At 68.6% G+C, this 22,118-nt stretch carries 18 protein-coding genes and 1 pseudogene; 8 read left to right on the top strand and 11 right to left on the bottom strand.

Annotation, left to right across the window (positions count from 1 at the left end; translation table 11 throughout):
* Positions 1-32: 32 nt before the first annotated feature.
* From ACWF82_RS29725 to ACWF82_RS29715, 3 genes are all read left to right on the top strand, one after another.
* Positions 33-878, top strand: a complete 846-nt coding sequence (locus ACWF82_RS29725; protein WP_452506512.1) for a polyphosphate kinase 2 family protein — start codon at positions 33-35, stop codon at positions 876-878.
* A 74-nt stretch (positions 879-952) separates the two neighbouring features.
* Positions 953-1,705, top strand: a complete 753-nt coding sequence (locus tag ACWF82_RS29720) for a DsbA family protein (protein ID WP_452506511.1) — start codon at positions 953-955, stop codon at positions 1,703-1,705.
* Positions 1,702-2,268, top strand: coding sequence for a vitamin K epoxide reductase family protein (locus tag ACWF82_RS29715; protein WP_452506509.1), 567 nt, complete (start codon positions 1,702-1,704; stop codon positions 2,266-2,268). Before ACWF82_RS29720 ends, ACWF82_RS29715 begins: the two co-directional genes overlap by 4 nt.
* Here ACWF82_RS29715 and ACWF82_RS29710 read toward each other — a convergent pair whose 3' ends face one another.
* Entirely contained in the window at positions 2,269-3,360 is a 1,092-nt protein-coding gene (locus ACWF82_RS29710) for a S1C family serine protease (protein WP_452506507.1), read from the bottom strand. It abuts the gene before it with no gap.
* 111 nt (positions 3,361-3,471) lie between these two features.
* Here ACWF82_RS29710 and ACWF82_RS29705 point away from each other — a divergent pair, with 111 nt between their 5' ends.
* From ACWF82_RS29705 to ACWF82_RS29695, 3 genes are read left to right on the top strand one after another with little or no spacing between them, the layout of a single operon-like run.
* Positions 3,472-4,524: an NAD(P)-dependent alcohol dehydrogenase gene (locus tag ACWF82_RS29705; protein WP_452506506.1), complete on the top strand. Its 1,053-nt coding sequence runs from the start codon at positions 3,472-3,474 to the stop codon at positions 4,522-4,524.
* A gap of 49 nt (positions 4,525-4,573) precedes the next feature.
* A complete protein-coding gene (locus tag ACWF82_RS29700) occupies positions 4,574-5,764 on the top strand; it encodes an AI-2E family transporter (RefSeq protein ID WP_452506504.1) in 1,191 nt (396 codons plus the stop codon).
* 8 nt (positions 5,765-5,772) lie between these two features.
* The gene (locus ACWF82_RS29695; RefSeq protein WP_452506502.1) at positions 5,773-6,504 is read left to right on the top strand and encodes a ZIP family metal transporter; all 732 of its coding nucleotides are present in this window, start codon (positions 5,773-5,775) and stop codon (positions 6,502-6,504) included.
* A gap of 113 nt (positions 6,505-6,617) precedes the next feature.
* Here the strand turns inward: ACWF82_RS29695 and metE are convergent, their stop codons facing one another.
* The 3 genes from metE to aceA all read right to left on the bottom strand — a co-directional run bounded on the left by metE (position 6,618) and on the right by aceA (position 11,681).
* Positions 6,618-8,942 (bottom strand): 5-methyltetrahydropteroyltriglutamate--homocysteine S-methyltransferase, encoded by a 2,325-nt coding sequence (metE, locus tag ACWF82_RS29690; protein ID WP_452506527.1) that lies wholly within the window; start codon positions 8,940-8,942, stop codon positions 6,618-6,620.
* Between the two features lie 303 nt (positions 8,943-9,245).
* On the bottom strand, positions 9,246-10,112 hold the full coding sequence (locus tag ACWF82_RS29685) for a 3-hydroxybutyryl-CoA dehydrogenase (RefSeq protein ID WP_378855987.1): 867 nt from the start codon (positions 10,110-10,112) through the stop codon (positions 9,246-9,248).
* Positions 10,113-10,391: 279 nt separating this feature from the next.
* Positions 10,392-11,681 carry an isocitrate lyase gene (gene aceA, locus ACWF82_RS29680; RefSeq protein ID WP_379029185.1) on the bottom strand — a complete coding sequence of 430 codons (1,290 nt, stop codon included), beginning with the start codon at positions 11,679-11,681 and terminating at the stop codon, positions 10,392-10,394.
* A gap of 475 nt (positions 11,682-12,156) precedes the next feature.
* Between aceA and ACWF82_RS29675 the strand changes: the two genes are divergently transcribed.
* Positions 12,157-13,305 (top strand): alpha/beta hydrolase, encoded by a 1,149-nt coding sequence (locus ACWF82_RS29675; RefSeq protein WP_452506500.1) that lies wholly within the window; start codon positions 12,157-12,159, stop codon positions 13,303-13,305.
* Positions 13,302-13,406, top strand: a pseudogene (locus tag ACWF82_RS29670) (type II toxin-antitoxin system VapC family toxin); the annotation flags it as partial. The gene ACWF82_RS29675 and the pseudogene ACWF82_RS29670, both read left to right, overlap by 4 nt.
* Before the next feature lie 57 nt (positions 13,407-13,463).
* Here ACWF82_RS29670 and ACWF82_RS29665 read toward each other — a convergent pair.
* From ACWF82_RS29665 to ACWF82_RS29635, 7 genes are all read right to left on the bottom strand, one after another.
* Positions 13,464-14,270 (bottom strand): MBL fold metallo-hydrolase, encoded by an 807-nt coding sequence (locus ACWF82_RS29665; RefSeq protein ID WP_452506498.1) that lies wholly within the window; start codon positions 14,268-14,270, stop codon positions 13,464-13,466.
* Between the two features lie 90 nt (positions 14,271-14,360).
* Positions 14,361-14,591: a winged helix-turn-helix transcriptional regulator gene (locus tag ACWF82_RS29660; protein WP_452506497.1), complete on the bottom strand. Its 231-nt coding sequence runs from the start codon at positions 14,589-14,591 to the stop codon at positions 14,361-14,363.
* Positions 14,592-14,731: 140 nt separating this feature from the next.
* The gene (puuE, locus tag ACWF82_RS29655) at positions 14,732-15,637 is read right to left on the bottom strand and encodes an allantoinase PuuE (protein WP_452506495.1); all 906 of its coding nucleotides are present in this window, start codon (positions 15,635-15,637) and stop codon (positions 14,732-14,734) included.
* Positions 15,634-16,581, bottom strand: coding sequence for an allantoicase (gene alc, locus ACWF82_RS29650; protein WP_452506525.1), 948 nt, complete (start codon positions 16,579-16,581; stop codon positions 15,634-15,636). Before alc ends, puuE begins: the two co-directional genes overlap by 4 nt.
* A 90-nt stretch (positions 16,582-16,671) precedes the next feature.
* The gene (locus tag ACWF82_RS29645; protein ID WP_452506493.1) at positions 16,672-17,901 is read right to left on the bottom strand and encodes a DUF6986 family protein; all 1,230 of its coding nucleotides are present in this window, start codon (positions 17,899-17,901) and stop codon (positions 16,672-16,674) included.
* Entirely contained in the window at positions 17,898-21,143 is a 3,246-nt protein-coding gene (locus ACWF82_RS29640) for a molybdopterin-dependent oxidoreductase (protein ID WP_452506491.1), read from the bottom strand. The genes ACWF82_RS29645 and ACWF82_RS29640 overlap by 4 nt, the downstream gene beginning before the upstream one ends.
* Positions 21,144-21,159: 16 nt before the next feature.
* On the bottom strand, positions 21,160-22,005 hold the full coding sequence (locus ACWF82_RS29635) for an FAD binding domain-containing protein (protein ID WP_452506489.1): 846 nt from the start codon (positions 22,003-22,005) through the stop codon (positions 21,160-21,162).
* Positions 22,006-22,118 lie beyond the last annotated feature (113 nt).

Below are 22,118 nucleotides of genomic sequence, written 5' to 3'. Positions count from 1 at the left end.
TCGATCGCACGCACTAGTGGTAGGCATGGGAAATGGGGAAGAACTGGGCACAACCCGTCACCACCGCGCTGCGCGCCGATGATCAGCGCATCGCCGGACTCGACACCGCGAGTACCCCCGGTTTCGCCGGTGACAAGCAGCAGGGCAAGGCGCTGCTGAGCGAGCGTGGCGTCGTCCTGTCGGATCTGCAGGAGCGGCTGTTCGCCAACGGCCGCACCGGCGACAAGCGCAGCGTGCTGCTGGTGTTGCAGGGCATGGACACCGCGGGCAAGGGCGGCATCGTGCGCCACGTCATCGGTTCGGTCGACCCACAGGGCGTCGACCACGCCTCCTTCGGCGTGCCGACCGAGGAGGAGAAGCGGCACGACTTCCTCTGGCGCATCCGCAAGCGGCTGCCCGTCCCCGGCCAGCTCGGTGTCTTCGACCGCTCCCACTACGAGGACGTGCTGGTGGCCAGGGTGCACGACCTCGTGCCGCGCGCGGAGTGGGAGCAGCGCTACGGCCAGATCAACGCCTTCGAACGTGAGGTCGCCGACGCGGGCACCACGATCGTGAAGGTGGCCATGTTCATCTCCCTCGACGAGCAGAAGCGCAGGCTGCGCCAACGCCTGGAACGTGCCGACAAGTACTGGAAGTTCAGCCCCGCCGACATCACCGAACGCGCCTACTGGCCCGAATATCAGAAGGCGTACCAGGCTCTTCTCGAACGCACCAACACCGACTACGCGCCCTGGTACGTCCTGCCCGCCGACAACAAGTGGTACGCGCGCCTTGCTGTCACCGAACTGCTGATCGACGCGCTGACCGGGCTCGGCCTGGATTGGCCGCCCGCCGATTTCGACGTCGCCGAGCAGCTGCGCCGGCTCGACGCGTCCTGACATCGATCGTTGAACAAACTCTCAGGTTCGGCCGCAATGATGTCCCCCGTGGGGAGACAACCAACGAAAGGCGTGTGACGACGGTGAGCACGGGCAAGCAGAATCCGCTGGCGGCGGCAGAAGCGGCCGACAAGCGGCGCAAGCTGGCGATCCAGATCGGTGTCGCCGCCGTCCTGGTCGCGCTGATCGCGGCGATCGGCATCAGCATCGCGGTGAACCGGTCGGACTCCGGCACCGACTCCGCCGCCGCACAGCTGCCCGCGGTCGGGGGTTCGATCTCGGAGAACGGCTCGGTGGTGATCGGCAACCCGGACGCGAAGGTGAAGGTCCGCGTGGTCGCCGATCTGCAGTGCCCGGCCTGCCAGCAGTTCGAGGCCGCCAATGCCGCGGCGCTGGCCGACGCGGCGGCCGACGGAACGGCTGTCATCGAGTACCAGATCATTTCGTTCCTGGACAAGGCCTCCACCAACCAGTACTCCTCGCGTGCCGCCAACGCCTCGTTCTGTGTCGCGAAATCGGACACGAGCAAGTACCAGAGCTGGCTGCAGACGATGTTCGAGAAGCAGCCCGCCGAGGGCGGTGCAGGCCTGAGCAACGCCGAGCTCGTCCAGATCGCCGTCGACGCCGGCTACACCGACCCGGCCGTGGCCGCCTGCATCAACGACAAGCCCTACAGCGACGCCGTCAACCAGTTCACCGAAGCCGCGTTCGCCTCGGGCGTGAAGGGCACCCCGTCGGTGTACGTCAACGATCAGCCGCAGCAGTCCAAGGATGTCCTGTACGGCGAGAACGGCATGGCGGCCGTGATCGCTGACGCGGCCAAGTGATCACCACGCCCGCCCGCTCGGCGTGGCTGCTGCTGATCGCCGGGCTGGCGGGCTGGCTTGCGTCGTTCACGCTCACCGTCGAACGGTTCAAGCTGTTCGTCGACCCGGACTACGTCACCTCCTGCAGCATCAACTCGGTGCTGTCGTGCGGGTCGATCATGCAGACCGATCAGGCCGCGGTGTTCGGGTTCCCGAACCCGCTGTTCGGCATCGTCGGGTTCTCGGTGGTCGTCACCCTCGCCGTGCTCTCGGTGGTCGGCGTCGGCTTCCCACGCTGGATCTGGGGCGGGCTGTGGCTGGGCACCGTCCTCGGTGTCGTCGCGATCTGCTGGCTGATCTTCCAGAGTCTGTACCGGATCAACGCGCTGTGCCCGTACTGCATGGTGGTGTGGGCCGTGGTGCCGGTGCTGTTCGCGGTCACCACGCAGGAGACCTGGGGCGGGTCGCGCGGTCCGATGGGGATCCTCGCCGAATGGCGGTGGACGCTGGTCGTGGTGTTCTACGCGGTGGTGCTGCTGCTGGTCTTCCTGAAGTTCCAGGACTATTGGCTGAGCCTGGTCTAGCTAGGGCGTTCCCTTCGCCAGCACCACCTCGACCGTGCGGGTCGTTCCGTCGGCCGCGGTGACGTCGAGCCGGATCAGATCGGCGGGCTTGCGCATATTGACGGCGGCGCTCAGCGCGCGGGCGGTGGTGATCGGCTGCCCGTCGACGGCGGTGATGACATCACCCGTGGTGATCCCGGCGGATCGCGCGGGCTGACCGTAGAAGGCCCAGTTCACCTGGGCGCCGGACGGTTTCGCGTCGACGATCTGCACCCCGAGCGTGGCCGTCGGCCCGATGTGCACGGTCTCGGTCGGCGTCCCCGAGCGGATCTGCGCGACGATCCGCAGGGCGGTATCGATCGGCACCGCGTAGCCGTTGGCCTGTTCCGGCTGGTATTCGGTGCCGGGCCGCTCCCCCGAGGCCGCCGTGATCACCCCGACGACGGCGCCGGTGCTGTCGGCCAGCGCGCCGCCGGACTGCCCGCCGACGACGGGCGCGGCGATCTGCACCATGCCACGCAACGCCTTGCGGGTCAGGTCGGCGGAGTTCATCGCGACGATGCTCGCGTCGAGATCGGTGATCGGCCCGGCGACCGCGGTCGCTTCGCCGCCGTCACCGCCCGCGTCGCCGATGGCGAGCACGTCCTGGCGGATCCGCAGCTCGGCGGAGGAGCCGAGGCGGGCCGTCGGCAGCCCCGATGCCCCGGCCAGCGACAGCAGCGCGATATCGGCGGTCGAGTCGTAGCCGAGCACGGTGGCCGGGTAGATCAGCCCGTTCCCGATATCGGTGACCTTCAGCTCGTCGGCGCCTTTGATCACGTGATGGCTGGTGAGGATCTGCCCGTCTTCGGTGAGGACGATGCCCGACCCGGCGGCGCTGCTCCCGAACCGCGTCGCGTCCACCGCGATATTGACCAGCGCGGGCTCCACCTGCGCGGCGACCAGGACCGGATCGAGTGGAACCGGCGGCGGTTCCTCCGCGACAGCGACGATCTCGCCGGCCCGCGGCTCCCAGGGAAACGCCAGCTCACCGCGATATCCGAGGAATGCGCACACGCCGATCAGCGCGACGACCAGCGTCGCAAGCACCCGGCCAAGAGCGTGCACGCGCATGTCCTCTCTCGCGAGCCGACTACTCCATTGTGACCCGGATTCGAGCCAGACCGGGTATCGATCCGGACGCGGCGGTTGGCAAACGCCGCATGCGACGGTAGGCATAGGTCCATGAGCACCGCAGCCGCCTACGCCGTCCCCGCCCCCGACGGGTCCTTCGAGAAGGTCACGATCGAGCGCCGTGAACTCGGCCCCGACGACGTCCTGATCGACATCAAATACGCGGGCATCTGCCACTCCGACATCCACACCGCCCGCGGCGAATGGGGTGGCGCCAAGTACCCCTGCGTGCCCGGTCACGAGATCGCGGGCATCGTCGCGGCCACCGGATCGGCGGTGCGCAAGTACAAGGTGGGCGATCGGGTCGGCGTCGGCTGCCTGGTGAACTCCTGCGGCAAGTGCGTGCCGTGTCTGGCGGGCGAGGAGCAGTACTGCGCCAGGGGCGCCACCTGGACCTACAACAACCCGGTCCCCGAAACCGTGCAGCCGGGCGGTTACACCATGGGCGGTTACGCCACCCAGATCGTGGTGACCGAGAGCTTCGTCCTCGCCATTCCCGATGGCATCGGCCTCGATGTCGCCGCGCCGCTGCTGTGCGCGGGTATCACCCTGTACTCGCCGCTGCGGCACTGGAACACCGGGCCAGGCAAGAAGGTCGCGATCATCGGCATGGGCGGGCTCGGGCACGTCGGGGTGAAGATCGCGGCCGCCCTCGGCGCCGAGGTGACCGTGCTCAGCCAGTCGCTGCGCAAGCGCGACGACGGCCTGCGGATGGGCGCCCACCACTACTACGCCACCAGCGACAAGGAGACCTTCCGGCAGCTGCGCGGCTCGTTCGACCTGATCATCAACACCGTCTCCGCGAACCTGCCGATCGACAACTACCTGCGCCTGCTCGCCCTCGACGGCACCCTGGTCCTCCTCGGCCTGCCCGATCAGCCGATGAGTGTCACCGGCCGCAACCTCGCCGCGTTCCGCCGCTCGCTGGCCGGTTCGATGATCGGCGGCGTCGCGCAGACCCAGGAGATGCTCAATTTCTGCGCGGCGCACGGCATCGGCGCGGAGATCGAGCTGATCTCGGCCGACGAGATCGATTCCGCCTACGAGCGGGTGATGGCCAGCGACGTGCAGTACCGCTTCGTCATCGACACCGCGACGATCTGAGCCGCGCGCCAGCGCGCGCGAATCCCGCCGTCCTCGGTACCGTGACCGGGTGGCTGCCGATGACGAATCGACCTCCGGCCCCGCGCAAGCGGCACCGGTCGCCGCGGCGGACACGCTGCCGGTCGGCTGGTCGGTGCGCACCCCACCACGCTGGCTGCCGCGCTCGCTGCTCTACGCGACGCTGGCCGTCGCCGGGCTGATCGCGGCGTTCTGGGTGCTCGGCAAGCTGCAAGGCCTGCTGACCATTCTGATGGTCTCGCTGTTCCTGGCCTTCGCGATCGAACCCGCCGTGAACTGGCTTGCCGCGCGCGGTGTTCGACGCGGGGCAGGCACCGGAGTGGTGTTCGGCGGGCTGCTGCTCGTTGTCGTCGCGTTCGTGTGGACGCTGGGCGCGCTGCTGGTCAACCAGGTGACCATGCTGGTCAGCAACGCGCCGGACTACATCCAGGACGTGGTCGACTGGATCAATTCGACCTTCGACCAGGACCTGTCCGGCGCCGACCTCACCAAGTACGCCTCGGAGTGGAGCTCGACGATCGAGGGCTATCTGGTCGGTCTGGCCGGAAACGTCTGGGGCATCGGCACCGTCGCGATCGGGGCGCTGTTCCAGCTGCTCGGCGTGCTGCTGTTCACGTTCTATTTCGCCGCCGACGGACCGCGCTTCCGCACCTGGGTGTGCTCGTTTCTGCCGCCCAAACAGCAGAAGCACGTGCTGCGGGCGTGGGATATCGCGGTCGAGAAGACCGGCGGCTACATCTATTCGCGCGCGCTGCTCGCGCTGTGTTCCGCGCTCGCCCACTATGTCGCGCTGCGGCTGTTCGATGTGCCGTCGGCGTTCGCGCTCGCGCTGTGGGTCGGCGTGGTCTCGCAGTTCATCCCGACCGTCGGCACCTACCTGGCCGGTGCGCTGCCGGTACTGGTCGCGTTGGTGCAAGACCCGATCACCGCATTGTGGATCCTGCTGTTCATCGTCGCCTACCAGCAGTTCGAGAACTACGTGCTGCAGCCGCGGATCACCGCGACCACCCTGGACATGCATCCGGCGGTGGCCTTCGGCGCGGTGATCGCGGGCGCGGCGCTGCTCGGCGCGACGGGTGCGCTGCTGGCCATCCCGGTCACCGCCACCCTGCAGGGCTTCGCCGGGGCCTATGTCCGGCGCTACGAGGTCACCGAGGAGGCCGAGGTCCCGGCGGGGACGAAGAAGCCCAAGCAGCCACCCGCCGATTCGTCGAGCGAGTAGGCGCCGCGATGGCCATCCTGCTGTCGCTCGTGTCCATGCTGTCGACCCTGTTCGGCGGATTCGTCGCCATGCGGATCGGCGACCGCAAGCACCTGGTGCTCGGCCTGGCCGCGGGTGTCATGCTCGGACTGGTCGCCTTCGACCTGATTCCCGAGGCGCTGGAGCAGTCGACCGGGGAGGTGTACGGGGTTCCGGTGGTGCTGATCGCCGCCGTGGTCGGGTTCCTGAGCATCCACATCATCGAACGCGCCGTCGCCATCCACACCGGCCACGAGTCCGAATTCGGTTCCCACCACCACGGATTCGAGTCGGTCGGGCTGCTCGCCGCGGCAGGCCTCATCTTCCACAGCACCCTGGACGGTTTCGGTATCGGCCTCGGCTACCAGGCGGGCGCCTCGGTCGGCCTTTCGGTCGCGATCGCGGTGATCTGCCACGACTTCGCCGACGGCTTCAACACCTTCACCATCCCCACCCTCTACGGCAACGCCCGCAAGCGCGCCATCACCCTCCTCGGCCTCGACGCCATCGCCCCCGTCTTCGGCGCCATCCTCGGCACCCTCATCCACGTCCCCGAACAATGGATCGGCCTCTACCTCGGCTACTTCGCCGGCTTCCTGCTCTACCTCGCCACCGCCGACATCCTCCCCGAAGCCCACGCCGAACACCCCTCCCGCCTCACCCTGCTGTGCACGGTCACCGGCGTCGGCGCGATGTTCGGCGTCGCCGCCCTCAGCCACTGAGCGGGCGCACCAGGCGCACCACGGCATCCACCGAGGCGTCGACCAGGTCATCGTCCAACGGAGATACGACAACGGGCGCACCGGATTTCCGGTGCGCCCGTCGGTCGGCTCGCCTACTCCGCCGCCGCTGCCTCGGCTTCGGCGGCCAGCGTCCGGCGACGCACGCGACGCGCGGCCGCGACCATATTGCGCAGCGACGGCTCGAGCTGCCAGTAGTGGCGGGTCTTGAGGCCGCCGTCCGGGTTGGCCCAGAGCCGTTGCGGCGTCACGGCTTCCGCGGCCTGGGTGAGCAGCTCGTCGAGCTCGTCGATGTCCGGGATCCGCGCCGAACGGCTCTCGTACACGCCGGGGCCGACGCCGTGGCTGAGGCCGTGGCCGGTGGCGACGTCCTCGGTCAGCGCCTGCATGACCCATTCGATCGAACGGGTCGCCACGATCGCGGTGACATCGGCGTCGAGCTGCTCGATCGCGTCGACCACCTCGGTGCGGCCGGAATAGCCGATGTGGGTGTGGATCTGGGTGTCGGCCCGCACGCCGGAGGTGGCCAGCTTGAACGCGCCGACCGCCCAGCGCAGGTACTCCTCGCGACCCACCGGACGCGCGGGCAGCAGCTCGCGGATGGCGGGCTCGTCGACCTGGATGATCGCGATGCCCGCCTTCTCCAGGTCGACCACCTCGTCGCGGATCGCCAGCGCCACCTGGTCGGCGGTCTCGTAGAGCGGCTGGTCCTGGCGCACGAACGAGCGGGCCAGCATCGTGACCGGGCCGGTGACCATGCCCTTGACCGGCCTGTCGGTCAGCGACTGCGCGTAGGTGGTCCAGTCGACCGACATCGGCGCGGGCCGCGACACGTCGCCGTAGATGATCGGCGGACGCACACACCGCGACCCGTAGACCTGCACCCAGCCGAAGCGGGTGGTGGCGAAACCGTCGAGCTGCTCGGCGAAGAACTGGATCATGTCGTTGCGCTCGTGCTCACCGTGCACGAAGACATCGAGACCGATGTCCTCCTGCAGCCGGATCGTCGCCTCGATCTCGGCCTCGACCTGCTTGCGGTAGTCCTGCTCGGACAGCCTGCCCTGAGCCACCTCGTGCCGGGCCTGACGCAACCGCACGCTCTGCGGGAACGAACCCAGCGTCGTCGCGGGCACCACCGGCAGGTTCAGCCGTTCCTGCTGTGCGGCACGGCGCTCCACGTACGGTTCGCGCTCGCGCATGTCCGCGGTCACCGCGTACACCCGCTGGCGCACCGCGTGCTTCTGCTTGAAGTGCACCTCGGTGGGCCGCTTGCGCCAGTGATCCGACGGGCCCTCGGTGAGCGCCTTGGCCAGCGAGACCACCTCGCCCACCTTCTGCTTGGCGAAGGCGAGCCGGTCGGCCACATTGCCGTCGATGTCGTACTCGGCGAGCACGTCGTAGGGCACGTGCAGCAGCGTGGTGCCGGTGGAAACGACCAGGTCGGGGCAGACCTCGGCGATCGAGTTCAGGTAGTTCAGGGTGACGTACCGATCGGCGCGCCACACGTTGGTGCCGCTGATGACACCGGCGTAGAGCCGCTTGCGCTTGATCCCGGGGATCGCGGCCAGCTCCTCCGGCGTCATCCGGTAGGACGCCAGGTCGAGCCCGATCGCCTCGACATTGGTCGCGGCCAGAATGCGCAGCGCCTCACCGAAATCGCCGTACTGCCCGGTGACCAGGATGCGCGGGCGCAGCGGCGCCTTGGACAGCCGCTGGTAGGCCTTCTCGAACGCGGCCAGCTCGGCGGGCGAACGCTCGCCGGTGAAGCACGGCTCGTCGAGCTGCACACAGGTCGAGCCGCGCTTGGCGAGGATCTCGAACAGCTCCTCGTAGAACGGCAGCAGCTTGTCGAGCAGGCTCAGCGTGTCGAACTCGGCCTCGCCGGGCACGTGCCCCGCCTTCGACAGCAGCAGCAGCGACACCGGGCCCAGCACGACAGGGCGCAGTTCGATCCCGCGCTCGATCGCCCGGTCCCACTCGTCGAGCAGGGCCTCGGGATGCAGCGAGAACGTGGTGTCGGCGTCGAGTTCGGGCTGGCGGTAGTGGTAGTTGGAGCCGAACAGGCGCACCAGCTCGAGCGGCGGCAGGTTCGGGTTGCCGCGCGCCATCAGGAAGTAGAAGTCCAGGGGGTGCATGCCCTCCTGGTGTTCCTTGAACCGCGACGGCACCGCGCCGAACAGCAGCGCGTTGTCGAGGATGTGGTCGTAGAAGGAGAAGGTGTTGCCCGGCACCTGCGTGAGTCCGGTCGCGGCCAGCTCGTTGAACTGACGTTCCTGGATGTCGCGGCCTACCGCGAGCAGTTCGTCGCGCTCCAGCGATCCGCGCCAATACGACTCGAGCGCACGCTTGAGCTCGCGGTGCGGACCGATCCGCGGATAGCCGAGAACACTCGATCCGAATCCATCGGTGACGTTGACCATGAACGGGACATCCCTTCCATCACCTGCCCGGAACCAGTCCACGTGGTCCACAGAGCAACGCTGAGCTCGCGATACTTCGCCCGCCCGGGGCTCCCGGACCGGCACCATGCAGCTTAGGCGCTGACGTCGACGCGATCACCCAGCCCCGCACGACCCGACCTCGAGGAGGGTCCGCCGCGCAGCGGCGGTCGCGGCCGTCCCGCCGATCAGGTGCCGGTGTGTAGGCGACGAAGGAGCAAGCACCGGTGCCTGATCGGCGGGACAGGAGGGGCCGCGACTCGAGCGCGCCAGCGCTCCGAAAACTCAGTACTGGTAGAAACCGGCGCCGGTCTTCTTACCCAGCAGGCCCGCCTCGACCATGCGCATCAGCAGCGGCGGAGCCGAGTACAGCGGCTCCTTGAACTCGGCGTACATCGAGTCCGCGATCGACTTGACGGTGTCGAGGCCGACGAGGTCGGTCAGCGCCAGCGGGCCCATCGGGTGGGCACAGCCGAGCACCATCGCCTTGTCGACGTCGTCCTTGGTGGCGAAGCCCGACTCGACCATCCGGATGGCCGAGAGCAGGTACGGCACCAGCAGCGCGTTGACGACGAAGCCGGAGCGGTCGGCCGAGCGGACGACCTGCTTGCCGAGGATGTCGGCGGCGAACTGCTCGGCGCGCTTGGCGACCGGCTCGCTGGTCTTGAGCGTGGTGACCAGCTCGACCAGCGGCAGCACCGGCACCGGGTTGAAGAAGTGCAGACCGACCACGCGCTCGGGGTTCGCCGTGGCGACCGCGATCTTCATGATCGGGATGGAGGAGGTGTTGGAGGCGAGCACGGCGTCGGGGTCGGTGACGACCTTGTCCAGCTCGCTGAAGATGGCCGTCTTGACCTCTTCGTTCTCGACAACGGCTTCCACGACCAGCTGACGGTCGGCGAAGTCGCCGAGATCGGAGGTGAAGCGCAGCCGCCAGGCCGCCTGCTCCCGCTCGCGCTCGGTGATCTTGCCGCTGCTCACGCCACGGTCCAGCGAGCGCAGGATCCGAGCGCGGCCCGCGGCGGCGAGTTCGCGACTGGTCTCGTAGACGAGGACGTCGACGTGCGCGCGTGCGCACACCTCGGCGATGCCAGCGCCCATCTGTCCCGCGCCGATAATCCCGACGCGCTGAATCTTCTCGCTGCTGCTCACGTCCCGCTCCGTTCCGCCTCCCCGCATATTTTGCGGGCGGCTAAGTGCCGATAGGGTCAGGCACCCGTGCCTGCGTGAGGTGCCGAACCAGTTCTGGGCGTACCCGGTGAGTTACCCGGCCCTCACGAAATCAGTTGTCGCCTACCGAATCGTCGACGGCAGGCGAATGGAGACTCATGTTATGGAGTTGCCCTCCTCGCCGGGGCTGTTCGGCGAGGAGGGCGTACACCCCTACCGGAGTAGAGGAATGGTGATGCTACTCAAAGCATCCCCGGCGGATCAGTGGAACTGACCCTCTTCGGTGGAGCCCTTCAGGGCAGCCGTCGAGGTGTTCGGGTCCACGGTGGTGGCGATGGTGTCGAAGTAGCCGGCACCGACCTCACGCTGGTGCTTCACGGCGGTGAAGCCACGCTCGGCGGCAGCCTGGAACTCGCGCTCCTGCAGGTCGACGAACGAGGTCATGCCGTTGCGGGCGTAGCCGTGCGCCAGGTCGAACATGCCGTAGTTCAGCGAGTGGAAGCCGGCCAGGGTGATGAACTGGAACTTGAAGCCCATCGCGCCGAGCTCACGCTGGAACTTCGCGATGGTCGCGTCGTCCAGGTGCGCCTTCCAGTTGAACGAAGGCGAGCAGTTGTAGGACAGCAGCTGGTCCGGGAACTCCGACTTGACGGCCTCGGCGAACTTGCGCGCGACCTCGAGGTCCGGGACGCCGGTCTCCATCCAGATGAGGTCGGCGTAGGGGGCGTAGGCCTTGGCACGCGCGATGCAGGGCTCGATGCCGTTCTTCACACCGAAGAAGCCCTCGGCGGTACGGGTGCCGTCCAGGAACTCACGGTCGCGCTCGTCCACATCGGTGGTGAGCAGGGTGGCGGCCTCGGCGTCGGTGCGGGCGATGATCACCGACGGCACGTCGGCGACGTCGGCGGCCAGACGCGCGGAGGTCAGGGTGCGGATGTGCTGCTGGGTCGGGATCAGCACCTTGCCACCGAGGTGGCCGCACTTCTTCTCCGAGGCCAGCTGGTCCTCCCAGTGGACACCGGCGGCACCAGCGGCGATCATCGCCTTCTGCAGCTCGTAGGCGTTCAGCGCGCCACCGAAGCCGGCCTCGGCGTCGGCCACGATCGGGGCCAGCCAGTTGGCGACCGAGGTGTCACCCTCGACCTTGGCGATCTCGTCGGCGCGCAGCAGCGCGTTGTTGATGCGACGGACCACCGACGGGACCGAGTTCGCCGGGTACAGCGACTGGTCGGGGTAGGTGTGGCCGGACAGGTTCGCGTCACCGGCGACCTGCCAGCCCGACAGGTAGATGGCCTTCAGGCCGGCGCGAACCTGCTGCACGGCCTGGTTGCCGGTGAGGGCGCCGAGGGAGTTGATGTAGTCCTCGTTGTTCACGAGGTCCCACAGGATCTCCGCACCGCGGCGGGCGAGGGTGTGCTCCTCGACAACGTTGCCCTGCAGGGCGACGACCTGCTCGGCGGTGTAGTTGCGGGTGATGCCCTTCCAGCGCGGGTTGGTGTCCCAATCCTGCTGGATCTCCGCAGCGGTCTTCGGGGTGCCGACAGTCGACATCTCTGACTCCACTTCCTCGGTGTGGTCGGTGCTCCCGCGGTCCGATCCTGAAACAACCGGCGGCTGAACGCTTTCGGTTGCGCGGTTCGTACTGCTGGAGCAATTTGCAGGCTTGCTAGGACTAGCTAGGGCCCAAGGGGTGTACTTCCACACGATGGCACACCAGGAAATAGCCGTCTACCTGTTGCTTATGTGAATCTCAGCTAGGTTTGCCGCCGCGTTTGCTAACTTTGCGAAATTTGCGGGTTGATTGCAAGCACCGAGCCTACCGACGGGTAGCGCTGACCAGGAGTTTTAGCATAACGCCCGTACTGTTAGCGCTCGCCCGCCGGGTGCGACCCGACACGCCCAAGCCTGCCACCCTGTGACCTGTTTCACACACCACGCCGGGCGGGAATGGTGTGCGTGTCGTCACTGGGCGGGCACCTCGGATCGCGTCCTGGACACTCGTCCGTGAAAACGACAAGGTGACCCCATGAGGATTTCCAAGATCGCGGCGACATCGCTGGCAGTGGTGGCGGCGACGGCCGCGGTGAGTCTGGTTCCGGCAGCCGCCGGCGCGCAGCCCGGCGCGGCGGGCACGGTCGTCGGCGTCGAGGCGCTGTCCGCCGCGGCGACGCTGCCCGGCTCGGCGCGCGCCGAGCGACTGATCTACCGGTCGACCACCGCGGGCGACCGGCCGACCACGACCAGCGCCGCCGTGTACTTCCCTTCGGGCACCGCCCCCGAAGGTGGCTGGCCGGTGATCGCGTGGGCACACGGCACGGTCGGCCTCGGCGACGACTGCGCCTACAGCGTGGCCGGACCCGCCGCGGTCGAGCGCGACTGGGCCTACCTCGGCACCTGGCTGAACCAGGGCTACGCGATCGTGGCCGCCGATTACGCGGGCCTCGGCGGCCCTGGCGAGCATCCGTACCTGAACGGCATCGTGGAAGCGCACAACGTCGTCGACGCCGTCGACGCGGCCACCGCGCAGTACCCGGACCTGTCCACCAAATGGGCCGTGGTCGGCCAGTCCCAGGGCGGCGGCGCCGCGGTGTTCACCGCCCGCTACGCCACCGAATTCGGCGGCCCGACCCTCGACTACCGTGGCGCCGTCGGCACCGGCGTCCCCGCTTACATCGAAGACGTCATCCAGCTACTAGGCCCCGGCATGCCACCCATCGCCCTGAGCTCCCACCTGTCGGCCTACGTGCTCTACATCCTCAACGGCCTGCGCACCACCTTCCCCGACCTCGACATAGCGGGCCTGCTCACCGACTCGGGCCGCACCTGGCTCGACCGCGCCGCCACCACCTGCATCGGCCCCCTCGGCGACGAGCTAGCCGCCGCGAAGCCCAGCCTCGGCAGCATGTTCACCCGCCCCCTGTCCTCGATTCCCGACCTACACGGCCTGCTCTCCCACTACATGGGCCTCCCCGAATCCGGCTACGACCGCCCCCTCTTCCTCGGCCAAGGCCTCCGCGACACCGATGTCGTCACCCCCGCGACACTCCGCTTCGCCGCGGTCCTCGAAGCCAACCGCCAGCCGGTCACCATCCGCACCTACCCCACCGACCACGACGCCACCGTCAACGCCTCCCTCACCGACTCCCTCCCCTTCGTCCGCGGACTGTTCGCCTGACAGCGCAGCGATTCGAACCGAGTTCGTTCGAGGGCTATGCGTGGGGTGTTTCGGTGGTGACATCGGGCGAATTGCGGTTGGCCGTCCTGCATGCTGCTGGGCTCTAGGGTCGCCCATCCCGCGCCCCCACATGATCGACGAAATGTTCCAGCGATGGCTCAACTCGTCGGCGGCTCGAAGCTCGCCAACATCTGTTCGAGCGCGGCCTGATCGGGCCCGACGAACGGATCGGTGGACGGCGCCGTGGCCAGCATCTCCACGTACTCCGGCGTACGTCCCTCGGCAGGCGGAAGGTGTGTGCTGAGGATCCGCTGCGGGTCCATTGCGCGCAACTCCGAGACGGTGGCGAGAAATTTGCCCTCGTCCACGATGCGCACCCACGGGCTGTCCACCGCCGCCCAGAGATGTTGCGCCGCGCGCACCGCAGCGCTGGGTGCGTAGCCCACGTCGTCGGCGGTCGCGAGTTCGGCGCTGGGCATCGGCGCGCCGAAACAGTCCGAGGAGAAGCACGAGTTACTGCTCTCGTCGTAGAACCCGACAGTGCTCGGATTGTCGAACAGCGGTGGGCGAAACGCGGTGAGACGCCGATCGCCGACGTCGAGGTATTGCCCCGGGTTCAGCAGGAACACGCGGTTCAGCGGGACCGGCCGCGCGCACGACATGATGCCGACACCGAGGAAAGTCGTGACCAGCCGCGCGTTCGGCGCGGCGTCGAGCAGGTCGAACAGCGATCCGGTGTGGTCGCGATCTGGGTGCGTGAGCCAGATCCATTTCACGTCTGCGGGGTCCACCACCGAGGCCAGCGCCTCGATGAATCCGCGACCGGGCAGGCTGAGCCCGGTATCGACGACGACAGGCTCTGCCGCATGCAGAACGTAGGCGTTCACCGGCAGGTGGCCGATACCCGGAACTTCCAGCTCGTCGGCAAGAGCGGTGATGTCGCGCTCGATTCGATTGATTCGCATACTCGACGCTAGGACTTTTCCGGCGTATCCGGCATCCCACAAACCTGCTATTTCCGCCTCCTACCAGGCGGATTACCAGATGGCCCCGACTCAGCGGCGCGCGGTCGTCGGTGCCGGGTTGTCCGAATCCCATACCCGCCGAGCCGACGCGATGGTGTCGGCGTTTTCCCTGGTCCAGTCGATCACCCGGGTTCCCATCTCGACCAGTCCGCGGCCGAGGTCGGTGATCGTGTAGTCCACCTGGGGTGGGATGGTCGGGTGGGCGGTACGTTCGACGAAGCCGTCGCGGCACAAGTTCGCGGACGCCGCAGTCGTCGTCACCGCCGGATCAGGCCGACACCCCTGCGGCAGGATGGTGTACCCGAATTGCGCTGTACTCAGCAGATGTTCGGTGCCGCCCGAGCTGACCTCCCACCCCGGTAACCAGGATCAACACTGCCTCCTTCTCCAGCCGGCCGCGCTCATGCCGTCGGTGGGTGCACTTCCCGCCAGTGCTCGGCGATGTCGATGCGCCGGGCAACCCATACCCCGTCGTGCGTCTGCACGTGTTCGAGGAAGCGTTCCAGCGCCGCGGTGCGCGCCGGGCGGCCCGCGAGGCGGCAGTGCAGGCCGACCGAGAGCATCTTCGGACTGCCTTCGGCCCCTTCGCGATACAGCACGTCGAAGGCGTCGCGCAGGTGGGCGAAGAACTGTTCGCCGCTGGGGAAGCCTGCCGGGGAGGCGAAGCGCATGTCGTTGGTGTCGAGGGTGTAGGGGACGACCAGATGGTCATGGCCATCGACCTCGGTCCAGTACGGGAGGTCGTCTGCGTAGGAGTCGGAGTCGTAGACGAAGCCGCCGTGCTCGACCACCAGTTCGCGGGTGTTCGGAGAGTCGCGACCGGTGTACCAGCCGAGCGGGGCCGCGCCGGTCAGCTCGGTGAGGATGCGCACCGCTTCGGCCATATCGGCGCGTTCGGTGTCGCGGTCGACGAGCTGATACGACTTCCATCGCAAGCCGTGGCAGGCAATCTCGTGGCCAAGCTCCCGGAAGGCCGCCACCGCTTCGGGATTGCGCTGCATCGCGCGCGCCACCGCAAAGATGGTGAGCGGGAGGCCGCGCCGCTCGAAGGCGCGCAGCACCCGCCACAGGCCTGCTCTCGAGCCGTATTCGTACAGCGATTCCATGCTCATGTGCCGGTTCGGGAAGGCCTCGGCCGGAGTCACCTCGGACAGGAACGTCTCCGAGTGCGGCGAACCGTCGAGGACGTTGTTCTCCCCGCCCTCTTCGTAATTCAGCACGAACTGCACGGCGATGCGCGCGTCGCCGGGCCACTGTGGGTCCGGTGGTCTAGGTCCGTAGCCGACGAAGTCGCGGACCTCGCTCATCCGCCCAGCTCCCCGTACAGACGGAGCCGGGCGAGTCCGCCGTCGGGGTAGATGTCGAGCCGCACCTCCTCGACGGAAGCGGCCGCGGGCGTGAGCGCGAACCGGTGCCTGGTGTCGGGCAGCAGGTCGGTGCGCGGCAGCAACTCGACTTCGGTTCCGTCGGTGGTGAATCCGGTGAGCGAGGCGGCACCAGGGCTGTTGCCGAGGAAGCAGGAGGTATCGATCTCGGCGAGCCGGACCGCACCGGGACCCGCCAATTTGATGCGCACCCAGTCGTTTCCGTCGTCGCGACGGCGGGCCGTCTCCCAGCCGTCGCCCATGACACGGGCGAGGCCGGGGTAGAGCAGCTGGTTGGGCGAGCTGTAGAAGCGGTTCGAGCAGTCGAGCACCAGCGCGCCGTTCTCCAGCGCGGCCAGGTCGAGCGGGCCGAGACCGAGCAGCTCCGGGTCGGGCCTGCCCTCGCCGTGCACGCGCAGGCGGGCGACGCCACCGTCGGGGTGCATGGTGAGTTTCACGTGGGTCCAGCGGTTTCCGTCGTCGACGATGAACGGGTTGCGACTGTCACCACCCACCTTCACCCGGTCGAGCAGGGTCACCCAGTCGGTCCGCGCGGCGATCTCGCCGGCGGGCGGATAGCCGTCGATCGCCAGTGCCGACAGCGTCACCTCCGGCGGATAGTTCCCCTTGAACCAGGCGGTGTCCACCACGACGCCGCGGATCACCCCGGGTACACCGAGTCGCACGATCGCACTGTCGTCACCGGGTTGGCCGCGGTGCCTGCGGGTTTCCCACCCGTCGTAGACCTGGCCTTTGTGCCCGAACGTCGACGGCTGATACTCGGCCGGACCCGGGCTGATCAGGTTCTCCTTCTCCGCGAAGAACTCGTCGTTCGCCCAGATCACGGAACCGCCGAGCGCCCGCACCGCCAGATCGGGTAAGAGCATGAAGTGTTCGCTCACCGTGCCTCCTGTCCCTGCGGCGCCGCCGGTCCCCGACGTGCACCTCGTTGTGTCGTGCGTCCGCGCAGTGCGCCATCACTTGCCCGGTGGCGGTGGAAGGCGCGCGACCAGTGCCCCGAGGACCGGGGCCGTCAGTTCCGGTGCGCGAGTCAGCAGTTCCTTTTCGGTGGTGGCGCCACAGCTCAGTCCGCGCAGCACGGTGGTCGCGAGGGCCTCGGCGGTAGCCGGTTCGTCGACGACGCCGGCCGAGCGCCGATCGAGGTAGACCTGCAAGCGCGGGATGGCGACGTCGGTGGCGGTGCGGAAGAAGTCGTAGGTCGCAAGCCAGCGGGTGACGAGGTGACCGGGGTGCATGTCCCAGCCCTGGTAGTAGCCGCGGCGCAGCGCCCGCTCGACCAGGCGGTGGTGATTGCGGAACGCGCCTTCGGGGTCGTCATCGGGGACGATCTGGGTTGACCCGTCGCAGATCCACACCCCGGTCTGCGCTGCGGCCACCTGCATCACGGTTTTGGCGTAATCGGCCGCCGGGTGGTCGAGCGCCTGGTCGGTGGCGGCGATGCCGCAGGCGGCGGTGTAGTCGTAGGTGCCGAAATGCAGTGCGCTGCAACGCCCGTCGGCGAGAGCGAGCATGCGAGCGATCGGCGCGCTGCCATCGGGGGCGATGATCGCCTGCGGGCTCTCGATCTGCAGTTCGAAGCGCAGGGTCCGATCGGGCAGACCATTGCCACGCTCGATGCCGGAGCACAGGTCGACGATCGCCGAGACCTGATCGGCCGCTCTGATTTTCGGAACGGTGAAGACGAAGCCGGGCAGCACTCCGCCTGCCCCGTCGAGCACGAGCTCGAGTGTGCGCAGTGCGCGTCTGCGCTCGTTCGCGGCCAATCCTTTGGTGCGGATGCCGAACGAGTCAGGGGCTCCGGGCTTTCCTGCCCAGTTCGCCAGCGTTTTGCCCGCGGCGGTCGCGGCCGCGTCCTCCTCGTCGTCGGCGCGGAAGCCGTAGCCGTCCTCGAAGTCGATCCGCAGGTCCTGCACCGGCTGCTCGGAGAGCCTGCGCCGGACGGCGGGCAGTGCGTTGGTGACATCGAGGCCGACGAGGAAGTCGGCGTGCCGATGGAGCAGGTCGAGCGCGGTGGCGCCCCAGTCCGACGGTGTGTCGGCGGTGGCGCGGTCGGCGCCCACATAGGCGGTGTGCACCGGCTGGACCCGATCACCCGCTCCCGGGTAGCGCGTCCGCAGCTCGGCGTCGACGGCGTCGAGCCTGGCCTCGATGCGGGCGCGGATGTGTTCGGGAAGATGGGAGTTCACCCGGCGGCTCCTTCCTTGATGGTCCGCCACACCCTGTCGGCGGTCATCGGTAGTCGGTCCGGTCGGGCACCTATGGCGTCGCGGATCGCGTTCGCCAGGGCCGGTGCCACCGGGTTGTAGGGGGACTCACTCATCGATTTGGCACCCAGCGGGCCGAGCTCGTCACTGGTTTCGGCGAAATAGACCTCTGTGCGGGGCAGATCCGCGAACTGCGGAATGTGATAGTGGCGCAGCGTCCTGGTGGTCACCACACCGCGGTCGGTGCGCATGTCCTCGTAGAGCGCGGTGCCGAGCGCCTGGGCGACCCCACCCTCCACCTGACCGCGCAGCTGCACCGGGTTGAGCACCGTGCCCGCGTCGGCCACCTGGATCGATTGCAGAATCCGCACCTCACCGGTGCTCGGCCGGACCGCGACCCGGAAGGCGTGCACATTGAAACTCACCGAGCGCGGGGTCCCCGCGTGGGTGCCGTGCGCGAGGAGGTCACCGTCGGCGAGCAGCTGGGTCGCGGTGATCAGCTCATCGCCGCAGCGCACGCCACCCCGTTCGAGCCGACATTCGCGTTCGGGGTGCCCGCTGATCTTGGCGGCCCTGGCCAGCAGCATCGCGTGCAGTTCCAGCGCGGCCGCGTAGGAGGCCTTGCCCGCGACCATGGTGCCGGTGGAGCCGAAGGCGCCGGTGTCGTGGCCGACGACGTCGGTGTCGGACTGGCTGATCCTGATCCGGTCGGCGGTGGTGGCGAGTGCGGTCGCGGTCAGCTGGGCGTGCACGGTGGTGGTTCCGTTGCCGAATTCGGCTGTGCCGACACCGATCTCGTAGGAACCGTCGGCGAGCAGGCGCGCGGTGGCGTCGGCGTGGTGACCACGCGGTGGCACGGTGGCGATCATCGCGACCGCCATGCCCTCGCCGACCAGCCAGTCCTGGCCCGGCGCGGTGACACCGTTGCCGCGGCGCAGCGCCCGCTGGGCGGTGTCGAGGCACTGATCGAGGCCGTAGCTGCCGAAGGTCAGGTCGCCCTCGTCGACTTCGGCGCCGGTGAACCGGTCGCCGGGAACCACCACATTGCGGCGGCGGAATTCGAACGGATCGATCCCGAGTTCGCGGGCCAGCTCATCGATCGCGCACTCGACGGCGAAGATCACCTGGCCCAGCCCGTAGCCGCGGAACGCGCCGGAGGGAACGTTGTTGGTGTACACCGCTTGTGCGTCGACCCGCTTGTTCGGGCAGCGGTACACCGCCACCGATTCGCCGACGGAATGGAACAGCACGCCCGCGCTGTGATTGCCGTAGGCGCCCGCGTCGGCGAGGACGTCGACCGCGAGCGCGGTCAGGATGCCCGCTTCGTCGGCGGCCGCGGTCACCGCGACCCGCATCGGATGACGGCAGGGAGCCGAGGTGAATTCGTCGGTGCGGGTGAACTCGTACTGCACCGGATGCCCCGTCCGCAGCACCGCCAGCGCGATCAGGTCCTCGACCAGCATCTCCTGCTTCGCCCCGAACCCGCCGCCGACCCTCGCCGTGAACACCCGGACGCGGTCCCGGTCGAGCCCGAACACATGGCACAGTTCGTCGCGCACCAGGAACGGCACCTGCGAACTCGTCCGGACGACCAGCCTGTCCGCGTCGTCGAGCCAGCCGATACCACCGTGGGTTTCCAGATGCACATGCTGCACGCGCGGCGAATGCCACACCCCGTGCACGACTTTCGCGGATCGCTCGATTCCGCCGTCGAAATCACCGACCCCGCCATGGATCTCGGCGACCAGATTACGGTGGCTGTCGGCGATGCGCGCCGACTCGGGCTTGCCGGCGTGCAGCTTCGGCGCGTCGTCGGCCAGTGCGGCCTCTGGCTCGAAGACAGCTGGCAGCACCTCGTATTCGACACGCAGCGCACGCACCCCGGCCCGCGCCGCATCCAGCGTCTCCCCCACCACCGCGGCCACCCGCTGCCCCGCGAACCGCACCGCCCGATCGAGCACGAACGTGTCGTCCGGATCGTCCTCCCGAAACTCATGCCGCGCCGTCGAGAACGCCGTCGCGGGCGAGTCCGCGTGCGTCAGCACCAGCCGCACCCCCGGAACCGCCCGCGCCGCAACGGTATCGATGGACACGATGCGCGCATGCGGATGCGGACTGGCGAGCACGGCCAGATGCCACGGCGCACTCGGCGGTAGCTGCTCCCCCGCCCCCGGCACCACGTCGAACGTGAACGCCTCCCCACCACGCACAATCCGCACCCCAGCCGGCGCCCCGACCCCATCCCCGATCTGCCCGGCGCCATACTTCTGCCGCATCGCCCCATCGACCCGCGCCGCGACAGCCCGCACCGCCGAATCGCCGACCGACGGTCCTTCACCGGGCGAAACGGTGGTGCGCTCGCCGGGCCCCCGAGCACCCTTCAGGTACGAGCCGACCGCGGGTCCCGCTGCGACGAGCTCCTCGCCGTGCGCTTCCGTACCGACCCTCGGTCGCCCCGTCGGCCGAGGGTCCGCCGACGGCGCGCCGGCGGAGTCAGACCCCGGTAGCGGCGTGGACTCGAGTTCGGACGCAGATTCGTCGCCTGGCACGGAAGCAGGCGCCGGAGCCGACATCCATTCCGCCTCTGCCCCGGCGGCCGAAGCACGTGCAGGTGCGGGTGCGGGGGTCGGTGTGCGCACGGGCGCTTGCCGGGAAGTTGTACACAGTGATGCACAGGACTCCAAGGAGTCGGCAATGGCGCGGTAACCCGTGCAGCGGCACAGGTTCCCCTTCAGCAGCTCGGCGCGCTCGGCATCGATCACCGCGGTCTGCCGATGCGGGTCGGTGTGCGCGGCGCCGACAGCTGTAGCTCGCTGCGTCAGCGAGTCAGCGGGGTCAGGGGCCGCGGATCCGAGTTCTGTCGGGTCGGGCTCAGCATCAGGCGACAGGGCGGTGCTCAAACCTGTCGCTGTCACCACCATTCCCGCAGTGCAGAAACCACATTGGAAACCCGCATTATCGACGAAGCTGCGCTGCACCGGGTTCGGACCATCGTCGCCACCCAGCCCCGCCGCCGTCGTCACACTGTGACCCTCGGCGCGGTAGGCGGGAATCAAGCAGGAGTGGACCGGTTCACCGTCGAGGAGGACCGAGCAGGCTCCGCAATCGCCGGCGTCGCACCCCTTCTTGACCGCGAGTTCGCCCTGTTCGCGAAGCAGGGTGCGCAGGCACTGACCTGGCCGCGCGGTCACCTCGACCCCGCGGCCGTCGATGTTCAGCCGCATGCGCCACCACCTGAGTTCACGCCGCCTCCCTGAGCTCGGCTGCCACCTCGGCGGCCAGCAGCCCGGTCACGTGCGCGCGCCAGTCCGGCGCTCCGTGCGGGTCGTCGAACCACAGCTCCGGCTCGATCCCGGCCAGCGCCGCGGCGACGTCGACATCGCCCGGCACGGAGTCGAAGTCGAGGACCACCGGGCGCACCGTCGACGCGGTCACGGTGATCGCGCACCGATCGTCGGCCGCGCGCCTTCCCATCACCACCGCACCGGAACGACCGAGCGGAGCCAGCGCGATCTTGCGAAAACTGGTGCGCGCCACCAAGCTCGACGGAGGAACAAGGAAGGACCGCACCACCGCGCCGCTGGCAAGGACATTCGAACCGTCTCCGGTAACGAAGTCGCGCATCGCGATTCGCTGCTCGCCGCCACCGCTCGGCCAGATGGTCACCGCGGCGTCCAGCGCGACCAGCGCACCGAGGACAGCGCCGGCGGGCAGCGACAGGCAGACGTTCCCGCCGACCGTCGCCGTGCGCCAGATCTTGTGTGAGGCCAGCAGCGCCCGGCAGCCCTGCGCGAACAGCGCGGTGCCAGGCCACTCCGGTCGCAGGACCGCCGACCCGAGTTCCCGGCCAGGCCCGGCGCCAGCCAGTTGCGCGAGCGTGCAGGTCGCGGCGATCTCGAGGCCGTCGCCGCGCTCCAGCAGGGGCGTCCAGCCGAGCGTGGTGATGTCGACGAGCCGGTCGAGGTGGTCGTGCGGTTCGGAGAACAGGAAGGTGCCGCCCGCCAGGACCGCGCTACCGGGGCCGACCTGTGCCAGGTCGGCGCGGTCGCGGGCGAGAACCACCTCCCGAACAGTGTCAAGATCCACGTTCACCTCGCTTGCCTCACCAGCCACAGTAGGGGTCTGGAGTTGCCACGATGTTGCGCGACACCCGCGCCGGATTGCGGGGTGGTTAACCCGGTGTACGTCATCCAGTGTGC

Source organism: Nocardia sp. NPDC055053, assembly GCF_053608285.1.
This window is presented reverse-complemented; position numbering and strand designations above follow the sequence as displayed.